Annotated in this window: 20 protein-coding genes; 5 read left to right on the top strand and 15 right to left on the bottom strand. The window is 74.3% G+C overall.

The window, feature by feature from the left end:
* Positions 1–26: 26 nt before the first annotated feature.
* Genes CBP52_RS16295 through CBP52_RS17705 form a run of 4 tightly spaced genes read left to right on the top strand, consistent with a single transcriptional unit; the run spans position 27 to position 2,260 of the window.
* On the top strand, positions 27–797 hold the full coding sequence (locus tag CBP52_RS16295) for a hypothetical protein (protein ID WP_094182457.1): 771 nt from the start codon (positions 27–29) through the stop codon (positions 795–797).
* Positions 794–1,057, top strand: a complete 264-nt coding sequence (locus tag CBP52_RS16290) for a DUF4031 domain-containing protein (protein ID WP_094181840.1) — start codon at positions 794–796, stop codon at positions 1,055–1,057. Before CBP52_RS16295 ends, CBP52_RS16290 begins: the two co-directional genes overlap by 4 nt.
* 53 nt (positions 1,058–1,110) lie before the next feature.
* The gene (locus tag CBP52_RS16285) at positions 1,111–2,061 is read left to right on the top strand and encodes an L-lactate dehydrogenase (RefSeq protein ID WP_094181839.1); all 951 of its coding nucleotides are present in this window, start codon (positions 1,111–1,113) and stop codon (positions 2,059–2,061) included.
* 49 nt (positions 2,062–2,110) lie between these two features.
* Positions 2,111–2,260: a hypothetical protein gene (locus CBP52_RS17705; RefSeq protein ID WP_157732688.1), complete on the top strand. Its 150-nt coding sequence runs from the start codon at positions 2,111–2,113 to the stop codon at positions 2,258–2,260.
* 53 nt (positions 2,261–2,313) lie between these two features.
* Here CBP52_RS17705 and CBP52_RS16280 read toward each other — a convergent pair whose 3' ends face one another.
* From CBP52_RS16280 to urtA, 13 genes are all read right to left on the bottom strand, one after another.
* Positions 2,314–3,252, bottom strand: a complete 939-nt coding sequence (locus CBP52_RS16280; RefSeq protein WP_094181838.1) for an energy-coupling factor ABC transporter permease — start codon at positions 3,250–3,252, stop codon at positions 2,314–2,316.
* Positions 3,231–4,085 (bottom strand): urease accessory protein UreD, encoded by an 855-nt coding sequence (locus tag CBP52_RS16275; protein WP_094181837.1) that lies wholly within the window; start codon positions 4,083–4,085, stop codon positions 3,231–3,233. The genes CBP52_RS16280 and CBP52_RS16275 overlap by 22 nt, the downstream gene beginning before the upstream one ends.
* A gap of 30 nt (positions 4,086–4,115) precedes the next feature.
* Positions 4,116–4,844 carry an urease accessory protein UreG gene (gene ureG, locus CBP52_RS16270; protein WP_094181836.1) on the bottom strand — a complete coding sequence of 243 codons (729 nt, stop codon included), beginning with the start codon at positions 4,842–4,844 and terminating at the stop codon, positions 4,116–4,118.
* Positions 4,837–5,601 (bottom strand): urease accessory protein UreF, encoded by a 765-nt coding sequence (locus tag CBP52_RS16265; protein WP_232514551.1) that lies wholly within the window; start codon positions 5,599–5,601, stop codon positions 4,837–4,839. The genes ureG and CBP52_RS16265 overlap by 8 nt, the downstream gene beginning before the upstream one ends.
* A 9-nt stretch (positions 5,602–5,610) precedes the next feature.
* Positions 5,611–7,704, bottom strand: coding sequence for an urease subunit alpha (locus tag CBP52_RS16260; RefSeq protein ID WP_094181835.1), 2,094 nt, complete (start codon positions 7,702–7,704; stop codon positions 5,611–5,613).
* A 10-nt stretch (positions 7,705–7,714) separates the two neighbouring features.
* Positions 7,715–8,017: an urease subunit gamma gene (locus CBP52_RS16255; RefSeq protein ID WP_094181834.1), complete on the bottom strand. Its 303-nt coding sequence runs from the start codon at positions 8,015–8,017 to the stop codon at positions 7,715–7,717.
* A gap of 22 nt (positions 8,018–8,039) precedes the next feature.
* Entirely contained in the window at positions 8,040–11,654 is a 3,615-nt protein-coding gene (gene uca / locus CBP52_RS16250; protein WP_094181833.1) for an urea carboxylase, read from the bottom strand.
* Positions 11,655–11,873: 219 nt separating this feature from the next.
* Complete coding sequence (locus CBP52_RS16245; protein WP_094181832.1) at positions 11,874–12,602, bottom strand: GntR family transcriptional regulator; 729 nt, start codon at positions 12,600–12,602, stop codon at positions 11,874–11,876.
* A 54-nt stretch (positions 12,603–12,656) separates the two neighbouring features.
* On the bottom strand, positions 12,657–13,352 hold the full coding sequence (gene urtE, locus CBP52_RS16240; RefSeq protein ID WP_094181831.1) for an urea ABC transporter ATP-binding subunit UrtE: 696 nt from the start codon (positions 13,350–13,352) through the stop codon (positions 12,657–12,659).
* A complete protein-coding gene (urtD, locus tag CBP52_RS16235) occupies positions 13,352–14,209 on the bottom strand; it encodes an urea ABC transporter ATP-binding protein UrtD (RefSeq protein ID WP_094181830.1) in 858 nt (285 codons plus the stop codon). Before urtD ends, urtE begins: the two co-directional genes overlap by 1 nt.
* Positions 14,206–15,369: an urea ABC transporter permease subunit UrtC gene (gene urtC / locus CBP52_RS16230; RefSeq protein ID WP_094181829.1), complete on the bottom strand. Its 1,164-nt coding sequence runs from the start codon at positions 15,367–15,369 to the stop codon at positions 14,206–14,208. Before urtC ends, urtD begins: the two co-directional genes overlap by 4 nt.
* Complete coding sequence (gene urtB, locus CBP52_RS16225; RefSeq protein WP_094181828.1) at positions 15,366–16,250, bottom strand: urea ABC transporter permease subunit UrtB; 885 nt, start codon at positions 16,248–16,250, stop codon at positions 15,366–15,368. The genes urtC and urtB overlap by 4 nt, the downstream gene beginning before the upstream one ends.
* Positions 16,251–16,358: 108 nt before the next feature.
* Complete coding sequence (urtA, locus tag CBP52_RS16220) at positions 16,359–17,615, bottom strand: urea ABC transporter substrate-binding protein (protein WP_232514550.1); 1,257 nt, start codon at positions 17,613–17,615, stop codon at positions 16,359–16,361.
* A 251-nt stretch (positions 17,616–17,866) separates the two neighbouring features.
* Between urtA and CBP52_RS16215 the strand changes: the two genes are divergently transcribed.
* On the top strand, positions 17,867–19,090 hold the full coding sequence (locus CBP52_RS16215) for a pyridoxal phosphate-dependent aminotransferase (protein WP_094181826.1): 1,224 nt from the start codon (positions 17,867–17,869) through the stop codon (positions 19,088–19,090).
* Between the two features lie 10 nt (positions 19,091–19,100).
* Here the strand turns inward: CBP52_RS16215 and CBP52_RS16210 are convergent, their stop codons facing one another.
* Together CBP52_RS16210 and CBP52_RS16205 are read right to left on the bottom strand one after the other, a co-directional pair.
* Positions 19,101–19,778 (bottom strand): SIMPL domain-containing protein, encoded by a 678-nt coding sequence (locus CBP52_RS16210; protein ID WP_094181825.1) that lies wholly within the window; start codon positions 19,776–19,778, stop codon positions 19,101–19,103.
* A gap of 57 nt (positions 19,779–19,835) precedes the next feature.
* Positions 19,836–20,375 (bottom strand): hypothetical protein, encoded by a 540-nt coding sequence (locus CBP52_RS16205; protein WP_094181824.1) that lies wholly within the window; start codon positions 20,373–20,375, stop codon positions 19,836–19,838.
* Between the last annotated feature and the right edge of the window lie 111 nt (positions 20,376–20,486).

Below are 20,486 nucleotides of genomic sequence, written 5' to 3'. Positions count from 1 at the left end.
TCCTAGTCGTCGTCGTGAGGGTGGTCATGGGCGTCCTCGAAGCGCCTGCCTGGCTGGTGCCCGCATTCGTACGCAACGTCGTCGGGGCAGGAGCCACGGCGTCGCCGGACGAGATCCGCACCGTCGCCGAGCGTCTGCTCGACCGGTGGCTCTCCCCCGGTCGTGAGTTCCACAACGTGAAGCACCTGGTCGAGGTGCTCGTCCGGGTGGACGAGCTCGACGCGGAGAGCCACGAGCCGGACCTGGTGCGGCTCGCCGCCTGGTACCACGGGGCGGTGTTCGACTCTGCGGAGCGCAAGACGTACGCGAACAAGGGCGGCGAGGACGAGGCGGCGAGCGCCCGCCTGGCGTTCGACGACCTCGTGGGCCTGGGCGTCCCCGAGCACAATGCGCAGCGCGTGCACGACCTGGTGACGGCGCTCGTGCGCCACGCGCCGAACCCGAAGGACCCGGACTGCGCGGTGCTGTGCGACGCGGACCTGGCGATGCTCGCGTCCGAGCCGCAGCGCTACAAGGCGTACCTGCACGACGTGCGCGCCGAGTACTCGCACGTGCCGGCGGCGGACTACGCGCGGGCGCGGGCGCGCATCCTGCGCAAGCTGCTGGCTCGCCCGTCGCTGTTCTCGACCCCGCTCGGTGCCGGGTGGGAGGAGCCCGCGCGGCAGAACGTGGAGGCGGAGCTGCAGCGGCTCGAGAAGGAGATCGCCAAGCACGACGCGGAGGCGGCGGCGCACGCGCTCGTCGCGCCCGACCCGGTCGAGCACGCCGCACCGCAGGACGGGTCCGCCGCGCCGTGATCCTCCTCGACCCTCCGCTGTGGCCGCGCCACGAGCGGCTGTGGTCGCACCTCGTGAGCGACTCCTCGCTGGACGAGCTCCACGCGTTCGCGGCGCGTGCCGGCATCCCGCCGCGCGCGTTCGACCTGGACCACTACGACGTGCCCGACGAGCGGTACGACGAGCTCGTCGCGCTCGGCGCCGTCCCGGTGGGCACCCGCGAGCTGGTGCGCCGCCTGCGCGCGAGCGGCCTGCGGGTCCGCGCCCGCGACCGGCACTGACCCTGGTGGGGGCTCGTCGCGCCGGGGACGCCGGCCAGGGCTAGCGTGGCCGCATGGCCCGGATCGAGAACTCCAGGCTGACGGTCGTCGGCGCCGGGAGCGTCGGGGTGAGCGTCGCGTACGCCGCGCTCATCCGCGGTTCCGCCCGCACCGTGGCCCTCTATGACATCGACCGGCCGAAGGTCGAGGCCGAGGTGCTCGACCTCGCGCACGGCACGTGGTTCACGGGCGGCACGGTCGTCGGGGGTGCGAACCCCGAGGTCGTCGCGGGATCGCACGTCGTCGTCATCACCGCGGGCGCCAAGCAGCGTCCCGGCCAGACGCGGCTGGACCTCGCGGGCACCAACGTGCGGCTGCTCGAGCGTCTGCTGCCGACGCTGCTCGAGCGCGCGCCGAGCGCCGTGTACTGCATCGTCACCAACCCGTGCGACGTGCTGACGGTCGCGGCGCGGCGGATCACGGGGTTGCCCGCGTCGCAGGTGTTCTCGTCGGGCACCGTGCTGGACACGTCCCGCCTGCGCCGCCTGGTCGCCGACCGCGCCCAGGTGTCCGCCTCCAGCGTGCACGCCGACATCGTGGGCGAGCACGGCGACACCGGCTTCGCGCTGTGGTCGCAGGCGCGCATCGGCACGACGCCCGTCCTGGACTGGGTCTCGCCCGACGGCCACCGGTTCACCCCGCCTGAGCTCGACGCGATCACGCAGGACGTGCGCGACGCGGCCTACCGGATCATCGAGGGCAAGGGTGCGACGAACCTCGCGATCGGCCTCGCGTGCGCGCGGATCGTCGAGGCGATCCTGGGCGACCAGCACGCGGTGCTGCCCGTGAGCACGGTGCACGACGGCCTGCACCGGCTGCACGGCGTGGCGCTGTCGGTGCCGAGCGTCGTCGGCGCGGGCGGCGTGCAGTACGTGCCGGACGTGTCGACCACGCCCGCCGAGGAGGACCAGCTCCAGCACTCGGCCCAGACCCTCCTGGCCACCCAGCACGCCCTGGGCCTCTAACCTCGCCGAACTCGTTCCGCGACGGGTCACACACCCATACGGTGCTGCCATGACGAGCACCGCGCGCACACCGAACGGCGCGGACGAGAAGCCCGCGGTGCGGCAGACCGGCACCATGACCGCTGAGGACTGGGATGCGTTCGCGGCTGGGTTCGCTGGTCTCGCCGACCCCGACATCATGAGTGCGGCGTGGCGCTGACGTCAGGGCCGGTGGAGACGCCGGCGTTCGGCTGAGGCCGGCCGAGCCGGCGGTCAGGCCGGTGCGGACGAGGCGCGGCGCAGGCCGAGGGCGACCAGGCCGGCGACCGTCACGACGCCCACGAGGCCCGCCGCTCCGACCGGGACGCCGGTGAGGGTGCCGTAGTCGGCGAGCGGGGTCCCGACGAGCGCCGGGCCGGCCGGGGCCTCGAACCCGACCCGCTGCGCCGCCCACTCCAGCCCGTCCGGCGTCCCGACGGCCAGCGCCGACAGGCCGCCGGCCGTGACGACGGATGCGACGCCCAGCGCGAGCGCGCCACGGCGGACGGCCGTACGCGCATGCGGGCGGGCGTCGAGCGCGACGAGCCCCGGGGCGATCGCTGCGACGGCGGCGACGACCGCGCCCGTGACCAGGGCCTCGCCGAGTCCGATCGCGGCGTGGACGCCGAGCATCGCGGCGGTCACCGCGCCGATCCCGACGTCGGCCGTGCCACCCACCGCGTACAGGCCGACGAACGCGAGCGCGGCGGCCGGGACCGACACCACCGCCCCGCCCGCCGCGGAGAGCGCGACGCGCCCGACGTCCGGCACCCGCGCGGCGAACCGTGCCACCAGTCGCTGCACCGACCAGCCGACGAGCGTCCCGACACCCGCCATGAGCAGCGCGTTCACCCCGAGCGCGGTGATCCCGCCGTCGGCGAACAGCACGGCCTGCACGACGAGCACCGCGGTCACCGCGAGCGCGCCGAGCCACGGCCCGACGAGCGCCGCCGCCAGCGCAGCGCCGATGAGGTGCCCGCTCGTCCCGGCGGCGACCGGGTAGTTGACCATCTGCGCGGCGAACACGAAGCCGGACGCGACAGCGGTCAGCGCGACCTGCTCGCGTGTGGCGTCGGCGCGGACGCGGCGCACGACGTGGGTGAGCGCGGCGCCCGCGACGACGGCGGTCGCGATGCTCGTGCCGGGGTCCATCACGTGGTCGGGGACATGCATGTCGTGCTCCTGTCGTCGGTCCCGGTGGTGCCGGGCGCGTGGGTCGAGGTCTCGGGGTCGGTCGTCGGAGCGGTCGGGTGGGCGGCCGGGTCGGCGGCCGGGTGCGGGTGCACGGCGGGCACCGGGAGCGCCGCGCGCCATCGGCCGACGAGCGGGCCGACGTGGGCCACGTGCGCGGCGCTGCCGACCGCGCGGGCCAGCGCACCGGGACCGTGCAGGTCGAGCACGACGATCCCGCGCGTCTCGTCGCCGGGTGCGCCACCCGGCGGTCGGCGCCCGGCCAGCAGGACGGAGTCGACGACGCGCGCGTCGCCCAGCACGCCGGGTGCGATGTGCGGGCCGGTCAGGTCGAGCTCCTCGACGAGCAGGTCACGTCCACCCACGACCGCGCGGGTCGCGGACCGCAGCAGCCCGCCGCGCTGCCCGTCGCGTCCGAGCACGAGCGTCTCGCGCAGCAGCGCCGCGCCCTCGTCGTGCACGTGCACGCTCGTCGTACGCGTGACGTCCGCGCCGTCGGACACGACGAACGGCAGCGCGTCCCACACGAGCGACGCACCGCGCCCGACGTGCACGTCCGCCGCCCACGACGCCGCCCGCCCGCGCCCGTGGTACGCGACCGTGCCGGACGTCTCGACGAGCTCGAGCGCCACGCCGTCGCCGACGCGCACGTCGACGTGGACGTGGTCCCCGCCGAGCAGCAGCGCGCCGGTCGCGACGAGGGCCACGGTCACCCCGCGGTCGTCCTGCGTCAGGACGCGCGGCGCGAGGCGACCGGCGCGCAGCACGCACCGCACGCGGTCCCCCGCGCGCTCCACCTCGACCGTCGTCCGCACCGTCGCCCGTCCCTCGCCCGTCCCTGTCGATCAGTGGGTGTGCACGAAGCCCCCCGCGGGGTGCTCCTCGTCGGCGTGGAAGTGCGGCGCCATGGGGCCGGGGTCCTGCGGGACGTGCGCCCCGGCGCGGTGCGCGGTGAGCATGAGGCGCACCCAGTCCTTGAGCGCCTCGACGGACGCCTCGTCGTGCCGCGACAGCGCGAGGACCGGCCGGCCGTCGCGGGCCGCGGTCGCGTCGGCGACCATCCGCGGCACGTCCACGCCCACGTACGGCGCGAGGTCCGTCTTGTTCACGACGAGCAGGTCGGCGCGCCCGATACCCGGGCCACCCTTGCGGGCCACGTCGCCGCCGCCCGCGACGTCGAGCACGAAGATCTGCGCGTCGACGAGGGCCGGGGAGAACGTGGCCGTGAGGTTGTCGCCGCCCGACTCGACCAGCACGACGTCGAGCGGCGCGAAGTCCTCCTCGAGGTCCTCGACGGCGAGCAGGTTCGCGGTCACGTCGTCGCGGATCGCGGTGTGCGGGCACGCACCGGTCTCCACGGCCCGGATCCGCTCGGGGTCGAGGACGCCCGCGGAGCGCAGGAAGCGTGCGTCCTCGTCGGTGTAGATGTCGTTGGTGACGACGCCGAGCTGCAGCTCGGCCGCGAGCTCGCGGCACACGAGCGCGATGAGCGAGCTCTTGCCCGTGCCGACCGGGCCTGCGACGCCGAGTCGCAGCGACCTCGTGGGGGCGGGGTGGGTGTGGGTGTCAGGCACTGAACAGCCTCTCTGTGCGGCGGGCGTGCTGCTGCGCCCACTCCTCGAGGAGCGGGGCGCCGGATGCGGGGATGTCCCCCGGGTCGGTGAGGTGCGCGACGCCCGCGGCCATGGCCTCGACGGTCGGCGCGGCCGCGACGACCCACCCGGCCGCCTCGGCGGGGTCGACGGGCGCGAGCTTGAGCGTCGCGGAGGCGATGGTCTGCACGTCGTCGTACCCGACGAGCTGCGCGACCTGCCGCGCGTCGAGCCCGACGCACGCGCCGACGACGCCGAGGACGAGCGGGCGCGGCGGCTGCGCGCGGTCGCTGCGCCCCACGGGTCCGCAGCCAGCAGCGCTCTCCGCGGCCAGGCGGGTGCGCTCGGCGACCACCGCCGCGTCGAGCGCGACGACGGCGGGGTGCGCCCCCCACAGCCGGTGCGCGAGACGCAGGTACCCGCGGCCGAGGCGCTGCGACGTCTCGCGCAGCGCGGGCGCGGGCGTGCGAGCCGCCCACGCGTCCCACGTGGCGCGCAGCCCGGCGACGCGCTCGTCGGGATCACCCAGCGCCACGTGCCGCGCGACGACCGCCACCGCGGCCTCGGTGCGCGTCACGGTCGCGAGCCGCCCGCCCACGTACCCGGGCACGTCCGCGACTGACAGCCCCGCGAGCAGCGCGGGCTCGAGCCCCGCGGACTGCGTGTGCCCGCCCGTGGGCAGGCGCGCGTCGGCGAGCAGCGCGAACAGCACGCTCGTCGGCGGGTGCACGTCGGTCACGGGTCCCCCTCAGAACATCGTGTACAGCTGCGCGAGCGGCAGCCGGTCGGCGGGGGCGGGTGTGATGCGCTCACCGTCGACGTCGATCGCGAACGACTCGGGGTCGATGTCGATGCGCGGCATCGCATCGTTCAGCCGCATGTCGGCCTTGCCGACGCCACGGGTGTCCGCGACGGCGGCGAGCGTGCGGCGCAGCCCGAGCCGCGCCGCGAGCCCGTCCTCGAGCGCGGCGGGCGCGACGAACGTCATCGACAGCTCGGGCGCGATCGCGTCCCCGAACGCGGGGCGCATCAGCACGGGCTGCGGCGAGGGGATCGACGCGTTCGGGTCACCCAGCGCACCCCACGCGATGGCCCCGCCCTTGAGCACCACGGACGGGCGGATGCCGAAGAACCTCGGCTCCCACAGCACCAGGTCCGCGAGCTTGCCGGGCTCGACGGACCCCACGTGCGCGTCGATGCCGTGCGCGACCGCGGGGTTGATCGTGTACTTCGCGACGTACCGCCGCGCCCGCAGGTTGTCCGCGGGCTCGTCGGTGCCGAGCGCGCCTCGTCGGGCCTTCATGACGTGCGCGACCTGCCACGTGCGCGTGATGACCTCGCCGATCCGGCCCATCGCCTGCGCGTCCGACGACGTGATGGACATGGCCCCCAGGTCGTGCAGCACGTCCTCCGCGGCGATCGTCGTCGCGCGGATGCGGGACTCCGCGAACGCGAGGTCCTCCGGCACGTGCGGGTTGAGGTGGTGGCAGACCATGAGCATGTCGAGGTGCTCCGCCACCGTGTTGACGGTGTGCGGGAGCGTCGGGTTGGTCGAGCCCGGGATGACGTTCGCGTGCGACGCGACCGTGAGGATGTCCGGCGCGTGCCCGCCGCCCGCACCCTCGGCGTGGAACGCGTGGATCGACCGTCCCCCGATCGCGGCGAGCGTCGACTCGACGAACCCCGCCTCGTTGAGCGAGTCGGAGTGCAGCGCGACCTGCAGCCCCCACCGGTCCGCGGCCCGCAGCGCCGCGTCGATCGCCGCGGGCGTCGAACCCCAGTCCTCGTGCACCTTGAACCCGGCCGCGCCCGCGAGCGCCTGCTCGTCGAGCCCCTCGTCGGACACCGTGTTGCCCTTGGCGAGCAACAGCACGTTCACGGGCAGCGCGTCGAGCGCGCGGTGGATCGTGCCCAGGTGCCACGCACCCGGGGTGACCGTGGTCGCCTTGGAGCCCTCGGACGGTCCGGTGCCGCCGCCGACGATCGTCGTCAGGCCCGTCGCGAGCGCCTCGTGCACCTGCGACGGCGAGAGCAGGTGCACGTGCGAGTCGATGCCGCCCGCCGTGAGGATCCTGCCCTCGCCGGAGATGACGTCGGTCGACGGGCCGATGTGCAGGTCCGGGTGCACGCCGTCCGCGACGTCCGGGTTGCCCGCGCGGCCGAGCGCGACGATCCGCCCGTCGCGGATGCCCACGTCCGCACGCACCACGCCCCACCAGTCGAGCACCACCGCGTTGGTGATGACGGTGTCGAGCGCGCCCGCCGCGCGGCTCGTCGTGCCCTGCGCCATCGACTCGCGGATCGACTTGCCGCCGCCGAACACGGCCTCGTCGCCGCCGACCGTGCGGTCCTCGGTCACCTCGACCCACAGGTCGGTGTCCGCGAGGCGGAGCTGGTCGCCCGTCGTCGGGCCGTACAGCGCGGCGTACCGCGCGCGGGTGACCGCGAGGCCGGTGCGCGGTCCCGACGAGGCCGCGGGCGCGGCGGGCACCGGGCCCAGGGCGCCGCCGTCCGCCTTGTCCCGCTGCAACCCCGGCACGCGCCGCGCACCCCGGATCGTCACCGCGTCGACCCGCGCGGACGCGCCCGGCTCGAACCGCCGCGACGTCCCCGAGGGGAGGTCGAGCCGGAAGCCGTGCGCCGCCACCCGGTCGAGGTCCAGCGCCGGGTTCGCGTCGGGCAGGTGCACGTGCGACCCCACCTGCACGGGCCGGTCGCCCGTGTTCGTCACGACGAGCGTGATCCGCTCGTGCGGCTCGCGGTCGTTGAGCACCACCGGCTCGTCCTCGCGGCCCGGTGCGAGCCGCACCGCGCCCGGCCCGCTCGTCGTCGTGCCTGCCATGTGCCGCCCCCTACGCGATCGGCTCGTGGATGGTGACGAGCTTGCGCCCGTCGGGGAACGTCGCCTCGACCTGCACGTCCGGCAGCAGCTGCGCGACACCGTCCATCACGTCGTCGCGGCCCAGCACCTGCCGGCCCTCGACCATGAGGTCCGCGACCGACCGTCCCTCGCGGGCGCGCTCGACCACCCACGTGGTGAGCAGCGCGACCGTCTCCGGGTAGTTGAGCCGCACGCCGCGCGCGAGCCGGTCGCGCGCGACCATGCCCGCGACCGCGAGCAGCAGCTTCTCGGTGTCCGACGGCGTCAGGTGCACGGGACCTCCTTCGTCTTCGTCGTCACGGGCCGACCGCCACGACCGCGAGCGCCTCACCGGGCGCGACCTGCTGACCGGGTTCGACGAGCACCTCGACGAGCCGCCCGTCCACCGGCACGGGCACCGCGAGCTCGAGCTTCATGGCCTCGAGCGCGACGAGCGCGTCGCCCGCCCGTACCCGCTCGCCGACCTGCGCCTCGACGCGCCACACCGCCCCGACCATGGGCGCCTCGACGAGCACGCACCCCGGCGGGGCGGTGCGGGTCGCGGCCCTGACCGTGGGTGCGGTCGCGGCCTCGTCGGGCGCGTCGAGCTCGCCCGCCGCTGCCCACGCGGCGCGCTCGGCGGCGAACGCCTGCGCGCGGCGAGCGGTCACGGCCGCGATCTCGGCGGCGTCGCGCGCGAGCGACTCACGGTGCTCGCGCGCCGAGAACCAGCCGTCCTCGACCTCGAGCGTGCGCCGCCCGGACGCGAGGTCCTCGCGCCACCCCTGCAGCTCCTCCGGCGTGACCGCGTGCCACACGATCCGGTCGAAGAACCGCAGCAGCCACGACACCCCGGGCTCGAACGCGCCGTGCTGCGCGTACGACGACCACACCGGCACGGTCCGCCCGACGAGCTGGTACCCGCCCGGGGAGTCCATGCCGTACACGCACAGGTACTGCCCGCCCAGACCGACCGTGCCCTCCGCGGTCCACGTGCGCGCGGGGTTGTACTTGGTCGTCAGCAGCCGGTGCCGCGGGTCGAGCGGCACCGCGAGGGGCGCGCCCAGGTACACGTCACCGAGGCCCAGCACGAGGTACTCGGCCGCGAGCATCGTCGCGAGCACGTCGTCCACCGAGTCGAGCCCGTTGACGCGCCGCACGAACTCCGCGTTCGACGGCAGCCACGGCGCGTGCGGGCGCACCCCCGCGACGTACCGCCCGACCGCTGCGCCGACGACGGGGTCGTCGAACGACAGCGGCAGGTGCACGCGGCGCGACGGCACGACGAGGTCGTCGGTGTGCGGCAGCGCGTGCTCGAGTTCGACGAGCACGCCGACGAGCGTGCGCACCGGCAGGGCGTCCGGGTCGACGTGCACGTGCAGGCTCCGCACGCCCGGCGTCACGTCGACGACCCCGACGAGCCCGCCGCGCACCCGAGCGCGCAGCGCCTCCGCGAGCGCGTGCACGCGCACCCGCAGCCCGAGGTCGAGCACGGGCGGGCCGTACTCGACGAGCACGTTGTCGTCCCCGCCGCGCAGGTAGCGCACGCGTGGCCGCCCGACCGTGTCGTTCGCGTCGCCCGGGACCACGGCGAGCACGCCGTCGTCGCCGTCCGGTCCGGTCGCGACACCCGGCGGCAGCAGTGCCGCGGCGCGCAGGCGCTCGTCGGCGCGCAGGCGCTCGGCCGTGCGGGTGGGGACCGCGTCGAGGCGCACGGTGTCCCCCGGGCGGATCTGGCCGAGCTTCCACCGGTGCCCCGAGACGACCGTCACCGGGCACGCGAACCCGCCGAGCGACGGGCCGTCCGGGCCCAGCAGGATCGGTGTGTCACCGCTGATGTTGAGCGCACCCACCGAGTACGGGGTGTCGTGCACGTTCGACGGGTGCAGGCCCGCCTCACCGCCGTCCTGGCGCGCCCACCGCAACCGCGGGCCGGACAGCCGGACCCCCGTGCGGTTCGCGTGCGCCTGCACCCGCCACGTCGCGTCCAGGAGCGTGGCCATGTCCTCGCGCGTGAGGAAGTCCGGCGCCGGGTGCGGGCCCTCCTGCACCGCGAGCCGCCAGGCGTGCGTGAACCGGGGCCGCAGCTCCGCCGGGACCGGCGCCCGGTCCGGGCTCGGGTCCGCGAGGGTCGCGGGACGCAGGACGTCGCCGACGACGAGCGCGCGACCCGTGGTCCCGCCGAACCCGCCGAGCGTGAACGTCGAGGCCGACCCCAGGTAGCGCGGCACGTCCAGGCCGCCCGCGAGCAGCACGTACGTGCGCAGGCCGGCGCCGGAGGGCGCGCCCACGTCGAGCACTCCCCCGGGCGGCACCTCGACGGGCTCCCACTGCGGCACGGTCCGGCCGTCCACGCGCACCGGCGCGGGCGCTCCCGTGACGCACACCGTCGCGGCGTGGCTGAACCGCAGCCGCGGCCCGGTGAGCGTGCACTCCAGCCCGGGCGCACCCTCGTCGTTGCCGAGCGCACGGTTCCCGAGCCGGAACGACAGGTCGTCCATCGGGCCGGACGGCGGCACGCCGACCTCCCACAGCCCGCGCCGCCCCGGCCAGTCCTGCACGGTCGTCATGTCCCCCGCGCGCAGCACCTCGACCCACGGCTCGTCGTCGACGACGTCCGCGAGCAGCGCGGTGTCCACCCGGCCCGCCAGCACACGCGGGTGCGCCACGGCCGCCCGCAGCTGCGGCAGGTTCGTCTCGACCCCGTCGACGCGCGTGCCCGCGAGCGCGTGCGCCGCGCGCGCGAACGCCTGCGCACGGTCGTCACCGTGGACGACGACCTTCGCGAGCAGCGGGTCCCAGTGCGGCGTCACCCGCTGCCCCGGCTCGGCCCACGTGTCGACCCGCACGGGCGGGAGCGTGACGTGCGTGAGCGTCCCGGTCGAGGGCAGGCCGCCGCGCCGCGGGTCCTCCGCGTAGACGCGCGCCTGCACCGCGTGCCCGCGCGTCGGCACGTCGTCGGGCTGCGCCGCGAGCACGTCCTCGCCCTCCGCGAGGAGCAGCATCCACCCCACCAGGTCCACGCCCGTGACCTCCTCGGTCACGGTGTGCTCCACCTGCAGCCGCGCGTTCACCTCCAGCAGCGCGGCCTCGCCACGGTCCAGGTCGACGACGAGCTCGACCGTCCCCGCCGACCGGTACCGCGCGGCGGCCAGCAGGTCCCGCGCCCACGTGCGCAGCTGCGCGTGCAGCTCGTCGGGAAGACCCGGCGCGGGCGCCTCCTCGAGCACCTTCTGGTGGCGGCGCTGCAACGAGCAGTCGCGCGTCCCGAGCGTCACGACGCGCCCCGACCCGTCGCCGAACGCCTGCACCTCGACGTGCCGCGCACGCGTCACGAGCCGCTCGACGACCATCGCGGGGTTGCCGAACCGCTGCGCCGCGACCCGTCGCACCTCCTCGACCGCCGCGGCCAGCGTCGCGGCGTCCGCGCACCTGCGCAGCCCCAGCCCGCCACCGCCCGCGACGGCCTTGAGCATCACCGGGTAGCCGATCTGCTCGGCCGCGCGCAGGGCGTCGTCGGCCGTCGTGACGAGCCCCGACGCCGCGAGCACCGGCACGCCCGCCGCGAGCGCCGCCTGCCGTGCGCGGAACTTGTCGCCGAACGTCGCGACCTGGCCGGGCGTCGGCCCGACGAGCGTGATTGCCGAGCTCTCCACGTCCGCCGCGAACACCGCGTCCTCGGACAGGAACCCGTACCCCGGGTGCAGCGCGGTCGCCCCCGACCGGCGGGCGGCGTCCAGCACGCGCCCGCCGTCGAGGTACGCGTGCGGGTCGGCACCCAGGTGCACGACGTCGTCGGCCAGCCGCACGTGCGGCGCCGCCGCGTCCTCGCTCGTGCACAGCGCCACCGTCCGCCACCCGAGCCGCCGCGCGGTGGTGATGATCCGCACCGCGATCTCCCCCCGGTTCGCGACGAGCAGCGTGCCGACCATGCCGTCTCCTCGTCGTCGTCCCTGGTCGCGGTGCGTATACACCGACGTATCCGGGACGGTACGAACCGGATGTTTCGACTCCGAACGCCGGGTGTGAACGCGGCGTTACGCCACCCACCCCGACCCCGACCACCCCGCCGAGACCGTCATCGCTCCGGGTATGGCGCGCCGGAGCCGGAGGAAACGCGGGGTCGGCGGGGCGGGTGCGCCGGCGCGGGGTCAGCCGGCGAGGGCCATGCGGGTCATGGCGCTCGTGGCGCGTTCCATGACGACCTCGAGGGACTCGCCGACGTGCTGGTGCAGCGCGGTGAGCGCCTCGGGCAGGCGGCGGGCCAGGACGAGCTCGACGATCTCCACGTGCTCGTCGATGGTCGTCGCGATGCGGGAGGTCTCGACGAAGTCGTGCATGCGCACCGCGCGGATCTTCTGGTTCACGGCGACGAGGGCCTCGGTGAGCTGCGCGTTGCCGGAGGACGCGGACAGGACCTGGTGGTAGCGCTCGTCGAGCAGGACGAACGACGGGTCCGGCGCGGGCGGGTCGTCGCGCAGGCCCACCCAGAACTCGAGCTCGGCGCGCAGCGCGGCCTCGTCGTGCACGACGGACGGGTTCTCGATCGCCCGCTGGATGCCGCGCAGCTCGAGCGTGATGCGCAGCTCGTAGAGGTTGCGCAGGTCCTCGAGCGACGGCACGACGACGGCGTACCCGAAGTCGGTGCGCTCGACGAGCCCGTCGGACAGCAGGCGGGACAGCGCCTCGCGCACCGGGGTGCGGGACACCTCGAACGCCTTGCCGAGCTTGGGCTCGGTGAGGCGCTCGCGCGGGCTGATCCGGCCGTTGAGGATCTCGTCCCGCAGGCGGTGGTAGACGATCTCGCGCAGCGACAGGCCGTCGGTGGGAGTGCTGGTGGTCTCCCGCGCGGCCGGCTCGGAGCCCGGTCCGGTGCTCATGGACATGGAGCGTATCCCCCCTGGTGACGCGTACCCCGCGGCGCGGCGCCGGCGTCAGATCGCCATCGCCGCACGCACGCCCTCCTCCTGGTCGAGCCCACCCGCACCCTCGCTGGTGACGCGCCCGGACTCGAGCACGTAGTACCGCGCCGCGGCGGACAGCGCGAACCCGACGTGCTGCTCGACGAGCAGCACCGCGAGCCCGCCGGCCGCCGTCAACGTCGTGATCGCGTCCTCGATCTCCTGCACGACGTTGGGCTGGATGCCCTCGGTCGGCTCGTCGAGGATCAGGACCCTGGGGCCGGTGATGAGCGCGCGTGCGATGGCGAGCTGCTGGCGCTGGCCGCCGGACAGCAGACCGGCTCGTCGGCCCAGCAGGCCGCGCAGGGCCGGGAACAGGTCGAGCGACTCGTCCATCCGTCGTCGGCCCGCGGCGCCCGTCCCGTCGGCGACGAGCTGCAGGTTCTCGCGCGCGGTGAGCGTGCCGAACGACTGCTGCCCCTGCGGGACGTACGCGAGGCCGCGGCGCACGCGCTGGTGCGGGCGCAGCCTCGTGACGTCGTCCCCGTCGAGGCGGACCGTGCCCGAACGCACGGGCAGCAGCCCGACCGCGGCGCGCAGCAGCGTCGTCTTCCCGGCCCCGTTGTGCCCCATCACGGCGGTGACGGAGTCCGCGTCCACCGCGACGTCCACGCCGTGCACCACGGCGGTGCGCCCGTACCCGACATGCACGCCGGTCAGCTCCAGCATCACGCCACCTCCCCTGCGGCGCCCCGGGCGCCGGCTCCCCGGCCCAGGTACACCTCGACGACCGACGGGTCGGCCTGCACCTGCGCGACCGACCCTTCCGAGAGCACGCGCCCCTGGTGGAGCACCGTCACGGACGAGGCGAACGTCCGCAGGAACTCCATGTCGTGCTCGACGACGACGACCGTGCGCTGCTCGCCGATGCGTCGCAGCAGCTGCCCGGTCTGCTCGCGCTCGGCGTGGGACATGCCGGCCACGGGCTCGTCGAGCAGCAGCAGCCGCGCGTCCTGGACCAGGAGCATCCCGATCTCGAGCCACTGCTTCTGGCCGTGCGCGAGGACCCCGGCCGGGGCGTCCGCGAGCGCGGTCAGGCCGATGGTCTCGAGCGCCTGCGCGACCTCGTCGGGGATCCCCGAGCGCCGCCGCAGCAGGGTCGGCAGGCGCCGACCGGAGCCCGCCGCGATGTCGAGGTTCTGCAGCACCGACAGCTCGTCGAACACGCTCGCGGTCTGGAACGTGCGTCCCACGCCCGCCCGCACGATGCGGTGCGCGGGCCTGCCGACCAGGTCCACGCCGCCGAACCGCACCGAGCCGCTGCACCGGGCCAGGCCCGTGATCGCGTCGACGATCGTCGTCTTGCCGGCGCCGTTGGGCCCGATGAGGAAGCGCAAGTCGCCCTGCGTGACCGTGAGGTCGACCCCGTCGACCGCGACGAAGCCGTCGAACTCGACGCGCAGCCCGCGCACCTCGAGGTAGTCGTGCCGGAACCGGGACTCGGGTGCCGCGATCACGGCCTCGAGGGCCTGCGGGTCGAGCTGGACCTCGACCTCGTCGGCCGCGGGTGTCGTGTCGTCGCTCATGCCGTCCTCCCGGCGCTCGCGGTGGCCTCGTCGTGCTCGTCCTCGTCGGACGCCTGCTCGTCGGACGCGTGCTCCTCGTCGGACGTGCCCACGGGCGCGTCGGGACCAGGACGACGACGCCGCAGCCGCAGCCTGCCCAGCGTCGCGAACCCGTCCGGCAGGAAGGCGACGACGACGATGAACAGCGCACCCAGGAAGTACGTCCAGAACGACGGGAACCGCTCGGACAGGCTCGTCTCCGCCCACGAGACCGCGATCGACCCGACGACCGGGCCGAGGAGCGTCGCGCGTCCGCCGATCGCGACGCCGACGAGGAACGCGATGGACGGCACGACGCCCACGTCGGCGGGCGAGATGATCCCGACGATCGGCGCGAACAGCGCACCGCCGATCGCGGCGAACGCGGCCGCGAGCGCGTACGCCAGCACCTTGACGAGCGCCGGGTCGTAGCCCAGGAACCGCACGCGGTTCTCCTGGTCGCGCACGGCCACGAGCAGCTCCCCGTACCGCGAGCGCATGACCAGGCGCACGACGAGCACCATCACCAGCAGCGTGCCCGCGGCGATGTAGTAGAGCATCCGCTTGTTGACCGGGTCGGACAGGTCGAACCCGAAGAAGGACCGGAACCCGTTGAGCCCGTTGGTCCCGCCCGTGACCTTCTGCTGGCCGATGAGCAGGATCGCGAACGCCGCGGCGAGCGCCTGCGACAGGATCGCGAAGTACGCGCCGCGCACACGCCGCTTGAACACCGCGAGCCCGAGCAGCGCGGCGAGGCCTGCGGGCAGCAGCAGGATCGCGAGCACGGTGACGGCCGGGCTGCGCAGCGGCTCCCACCACGCCGGGACGGTGCCGTCGCCGTACAGCAGCATGAAGTCCGGCACGCCCCCGGGGCCTGCGTCGGAGAGCTTGAGGTGCATCGCCATGAGGTAGCCGCCGAGGCCGAAGAACACGCCCTGCCCGAGCGTGAGCATCCCGCCGCGACCCCATGCGAGCCCGATGCCGACTGCGACCATCGCGAGGCAGCAGAACTTGGCGAGCAGGTTGAGCCGGAAGTCCGACAGCACCCCGGGGGCGACGACGAGCAGGAGCAGCCCGGCCACGCCCAGGCCGACGAGCAGGCGCGCCCGCTCGTTCCCCCAGATCCTCGCGACGGCGCTCATGCCAGGCTCCTCGTCCGGACGGCGACGAGCCCCTGCGGCCGCACCTGCAGGAACGCGACGATGATGACGAACACGAGCACCTTCGCGATGCTCGCCGTGCTCGTGTACTCGATGCCGGCCTGCAGCAGCCCCAGCCCGAGCGCCGCGATCACCGCGCCCTTCAGCTGCCCGATGCCGCCGACCACGACGACGAGGAACGCGTCGACGATGTAGTTGGTGCCGAGCGTCGGGCCGATCGACCCGAGCAGCGTGAGCGCGACCCCCGCCACGCCCGCGACCCCGGAGCCCAGGAAGAACGTGAGCCGGTCGGTCGCGCGGGTCGAGATGCCGGCGGTCTCCGCGAGGTCGCGGTTCGCGACCGTCGCGCGGATGCGCCGGCCCAGCGGCGTGAGCTTGAGCGCGAGGCCGAGCGCGACGACCGCGAGGGTCGCCAGGCCCAGGATGAACAGCCGCGTCTTCGGCACGCCCACGCCGAGGATCTCGACCGCGCCGGACAGCCACGCCGGGGCGCGCACGTCGACGTTCGGCGCACCGAACACGTCACGCGCGAGCTGCTGCAGCACGAGCGCGACGCCGAACGTGACGAGCAACGTGTCCAGCGGCCGGTGGTACATGCGGGAGATCAACGTGACCTCGAGGACCAGGCCGAGCAGACCGCCGACGAGGAACCCGATGACGAGCGACACGAGCAGCGAGACGCCCGCGTCGGCGACCACCTTCTGCACCACGAACGCGGTGTACGCGCCGGCCATCATGAACTCGCCGTGCGCCATGTTGATGACGCCCATCTGCCCGAACGTGAGCGCCAGGCCGAGCGCCGCGAGCAGCAGCACCGACCCGAGGCTCAGCCCGGCGAAGAGCTGGGAGACCAGGGCTTCCATGCACCCCGTCCTTCCTGCGTCCCGGGTGGGACGCGGCCGACCTCCCGCGGGAGGGGGCGGTGACCCGGCGCACGGAGAGAACGCCGGGCCACCGCCCGTCAGGGTGGGTCAGGACAGGCCCTCGGCCCAGTCGTAACCCTCGAGGAACGGGTCCGGGTCGATCGGGCCGTCGGACTCCCACACCGGGTAGATCAGGCCGTCGGCGTCGATCTTGCCGATGAGCGCGGTCTTCGCGATGTGGTGGTTGTCGCCGTTCACGGTGACCGTCCCCTCGGGGGCGTCGAAGCTCACGCCGTCCGCCGCGGCCTGCACGTCCGCGACCGCGAACGACTTCGCCTTCTCGACCATGCCCTTCCACAGGTAGAGCGAGGTGTAGGCGGCCTCCATCGGGTCGGACGTCACGCGGTCGTCGCCGTACTTGGCCTTGAACGCCTTGACGAAGGTCGCGTTCTGCGGGCTCTCGACCGTCTGGTAGTAGTTCCAGGCGGTGAGCTGGCCGACGATGTTGTCGACGCCGATGCCGCCGACCTCCTCCTCGGCGATCGACACCGAGACCACCGGGGTCGTCTCCGCCGTCAGGCCGACGTTCTTGTACTCCTTGAAGAACGCGACGTTCGAGTCGCCGTTGAGCGTGTTGAACACCGCCTCGGCGCCCGAGCCCTTGAGCTTGGTGACGATCGTCGAGAAGTCCGTGTGGCCGAGCGGCGCGTACTCCTCGCCGACGATCTCGATCCCGTTCGCCTCGGAGTAGGCGATGATCTCCTTGTTCGCGGTCCGCGGGAACACGTAGTCGGAACCGACGAGGAAGACCTTCGTCACCCCCTGCTCCTTGAGGTAGTCCATCGCGGGGATGATCTGCTGGTTCGTCGTCGCGCCCGTGTAGAAGATGTTCGGCGACGCCTCGAGACCCTCGTACTGCACGGGGTAGAACAGCAGGCTCTTGTTGCTCTCGAAGACCGGCAGCATCGCCTTGCGCGACGACGAGGTCCAGCCGCCGAACACGGCCGCGACGCAGTCCGACTTGATGAGCTTCTCCGCCTTCTCGGCGAACACCGTGGGCTCGGACGCGCCGTCCTCCGCGACGATCTCGAGCTTCTTGTCGAGCACGCCGCCCGCGGCGTTGATCTCCTCAGCCGCGAGGTCGAGCGCATCCCGGACGGTCTGCTCCGAGATCGCCATGGTGCCGGACAGCGAGTTGAGGAAGCCGATCTTGATGCTGTCGCCGTCCGTCTTGACGCATGACGCCGCCGAGGTGGACGACGCCTCGTCGTCCGTGCGGGAGCCGCAGGCGGACAGGGCGAGGAGGGCGACGAGCGCCCCGGAGGACAGTGCGAGCGCGCGGGTGGTGCGGATCGATCTGGTCACGGAGGAGACCCTTTCGTCGGGGCTGTGCTCACGAGCGGAACCGGACGCGGGCTCAGGCACCGCGCGACACCGCGCTGTGTCCCGGGGTGTATACATCCCTGTGCCCATGACGCAGGACGGTAGGGACCGGGTGTTTCGGGCACCGACCCGGCGGCGTGAACGGGGTGTTTCGGACGTGTCCCGATCCGGTCACGCCCGTCCCGGCCGGGCGCGGGCACGGGCACGGGCGCGGGCGGGCCTACGCTGCCCCCATGCACCTGCGTCCCCTCGACCAGTCGGCCAAGCTGCAGCACGTCCTGTACGAGATCCGCGGGGCGACGCTCACCGAGGCGGCACGGCTCGAGGCGGAGGGCCACGCGATCCTCAAGCTCAACACGGGCAACCCCGCCGCGTTCGGCTTCGAGGCGCCGCACCAGATCGTGCGCGACATGATCGCCGCGATCCCCACCGCGCACGGGTACAGCGAGTCGCAGGGCATCCTGTCCGCGCGGCGAGCGGTCGTCACGCGCTACGAGACCGAGCCCGACTTCCCGACGTTCGACGTCGAGGACGTCTACCTCGGCAACGGCGTCTCCGAGCTCATCACCATGGTCATGCAGGCGCTGCTCGACGAGGGCGACGAGGTGCTGATCCCCTCCCCCGACTACCCCCTGTGGACCGCGATGACGTCGCTGTCCGACGGCAAGCCGGTGCACTACCGCTGCGACGAGTCGCAGGGCTGGCAGCCGGACCTCGAGCACCTCGAGTCGCTCGTCACGCCGCGCACCAAGGCGCTCGTCGTCATCAACCCCAACAACCCGACCGGTGCGGTGTACTCACGCGAGACGCTCGTCGCGCTCGCCGACATCGCGCGCCGACACTCGCTGCTGCTGCTCGCCGACGAGATCTACGACCGGATCCTGTTCGACGGCGCGGTGCACACGCCGCTCGCGTCCGTCGCGCCGGACCTGCTGTGCCTGACGTTCAACGGGCTGTCGAAGACGTACCGCGTCGCCGGGTACCGCTCCGGGTGGATGGTCGTCACCGGGCCGCGGGAGCACGCGTCCGGGTTCCTCGAGGGCATCCAGTTGCTCGCATCCACGCGACTGTGCGCGAACGTGCCCGCGCAGCACGCGCTGCAGGCCGCGCTCGGCGGCGTGCAGTCGATCGAGACGCTCGTCGCGCCCGGCGGACGCCTGCACGAGCAGCGCGACGTCGCCTGGCGCGGGCTGACCTCGATCCCGGGCGTCACGTGCGTGCGCCCCGACGGCGCGCTCTACCTGTTCCCGCGCCTCGACCCCGAGGTGCACGAGATCCACGACGACGCCCGCCTGGTCTACGACCTGCTCGTGAGCGAGCACATCCTGCTGGTGCAGGGCACCGGCTTCAACTGGCCGGACCCGGACCACCTGCGCATCGTCACGCTCCCCGAGGCGCGTGTCCTCGGCGAGGCCGTCGAGCGCCTGGGCAACTTCCTGGCCTCCTACCGCCAGTAGCGCGCGGCCCTCAGGACGCCGCGAACCGCGCGTGCACCCGCACCGCGACGGACAGCTCGTCCGGCTTGAGGTCGAGCCGACCCTCGGCGGCGTCCGCGACCATCGCGCGCGCCGCCGCGAGGACCGGCGGCTCGTCGCCCGGTGAGCCCGGACCCGGGTCGCCCAGCATCCCCGGCTCGGCCACCGCGAGCGGCCGCACGTCCCGCATCCCCAGCGCGCGGGCGTAGGCGCGCGCCCGGTCGACCGCATCCGCGACCGCACGCTCGCGCGCGTCCTCGAGCAGGCGCGTGCGGGTCGGGTCCGTGAGCGCCCACTGCACGCCCAGCACCGTGACGCCGTCGAGCACCGCGACCTGCTCGACCCACGCCGCGAGCCGCGCCAGGTCCGCGAACGTCGCCTCGAGCTGCACCGACGCGTGGTGCACGAGCGGCGGGCGCGCACCCTGGTCGCTCCACGGGCGCTGCGCCCACACCGCGAGCCGCTGCGACGCCCACCACGTGACCGGCCCGGCGCTCTCGTCGTGCATCGACCGGACCTGGTCGACGAGCCGCGCGTGCGCGTGCGTGGTGCGGCGCACCGCGTCGTCGCGCACGTCGGACTCGAACCCGACGTCGAGCGACACGGTCCCCCGCTCCGCGGCGTGCCGGTGCTCGAACCGGCCCTCGACGGTGACGACGGTGTCCTGCACACGCCGAGGCTAGCCGCGCAGGGCCGCGTCGCAGCGGGTGAAAGCGCCGGCTGCGCGTCAGCCCATCGCCTCCGCGCGCAGCACACCGGTCCCCCGCCGCGCGCGCGTCCGTCCCGCGCGACCGCGCAGCGCGACGACGACCGCCGCGCCGACCGCACCCGCGAGGGCCGCGACGAGCACGTCGTCGGTCGCCACGTGCCGCCCCGTGTGCAGGAGGTGCTGCAGCCCCTCGACGAGCACCGCGACCGCCGCCATCGCGAGCGCGGGCCGCACGACACCCCACCGCAGCCGCGCCGAGAGCAGACCCCCACCCACGACGAACAGCAGCGCCGTCCCGCCGAGCTGCACCGCGGGCACCTCCCACGAGCCGGCGTCGAGGCCCGCGGGCATCCCTGTGAACGGGGCGAGGTCCGGTCCCGGGTCGCTCGGGTACGGCAACGGGCGCAGCATCACCGCGAGGAGCGCGATCGCCCACGCGACGACCAGCGCCTCGCCGACCGACCGCCACACCGCGGACGCGCTGCGCTCGACCCCCCGGTACGCCCACGAGCCGAGGAACACGCCACCGCCGACGACCACGCCCAGCACGGTCGCCACGGTTCCCAGATCCGACACGTCACGCCACAGTCCTGTCACCGGAAGCCCCCCGCCCCGTCGCGCCAGGCCGCCTCACCGGACGGCGGAACGACACTACCGGGTGAAACCGGG

Source organism: Cellulomonas sp. PSBB021, from assembly GCF_002240455.1.
GTDB classification, from domain to species: domain Bacteria; phylum Actinomycetota; class Actinomycetes; order Actinomycetales; family Cellulomonadaceae; genus Cellulomonas; species Cellulomonas uda.
This window is presented reverse-complemented; position numbering and strand designations above follow the sequence as displayed.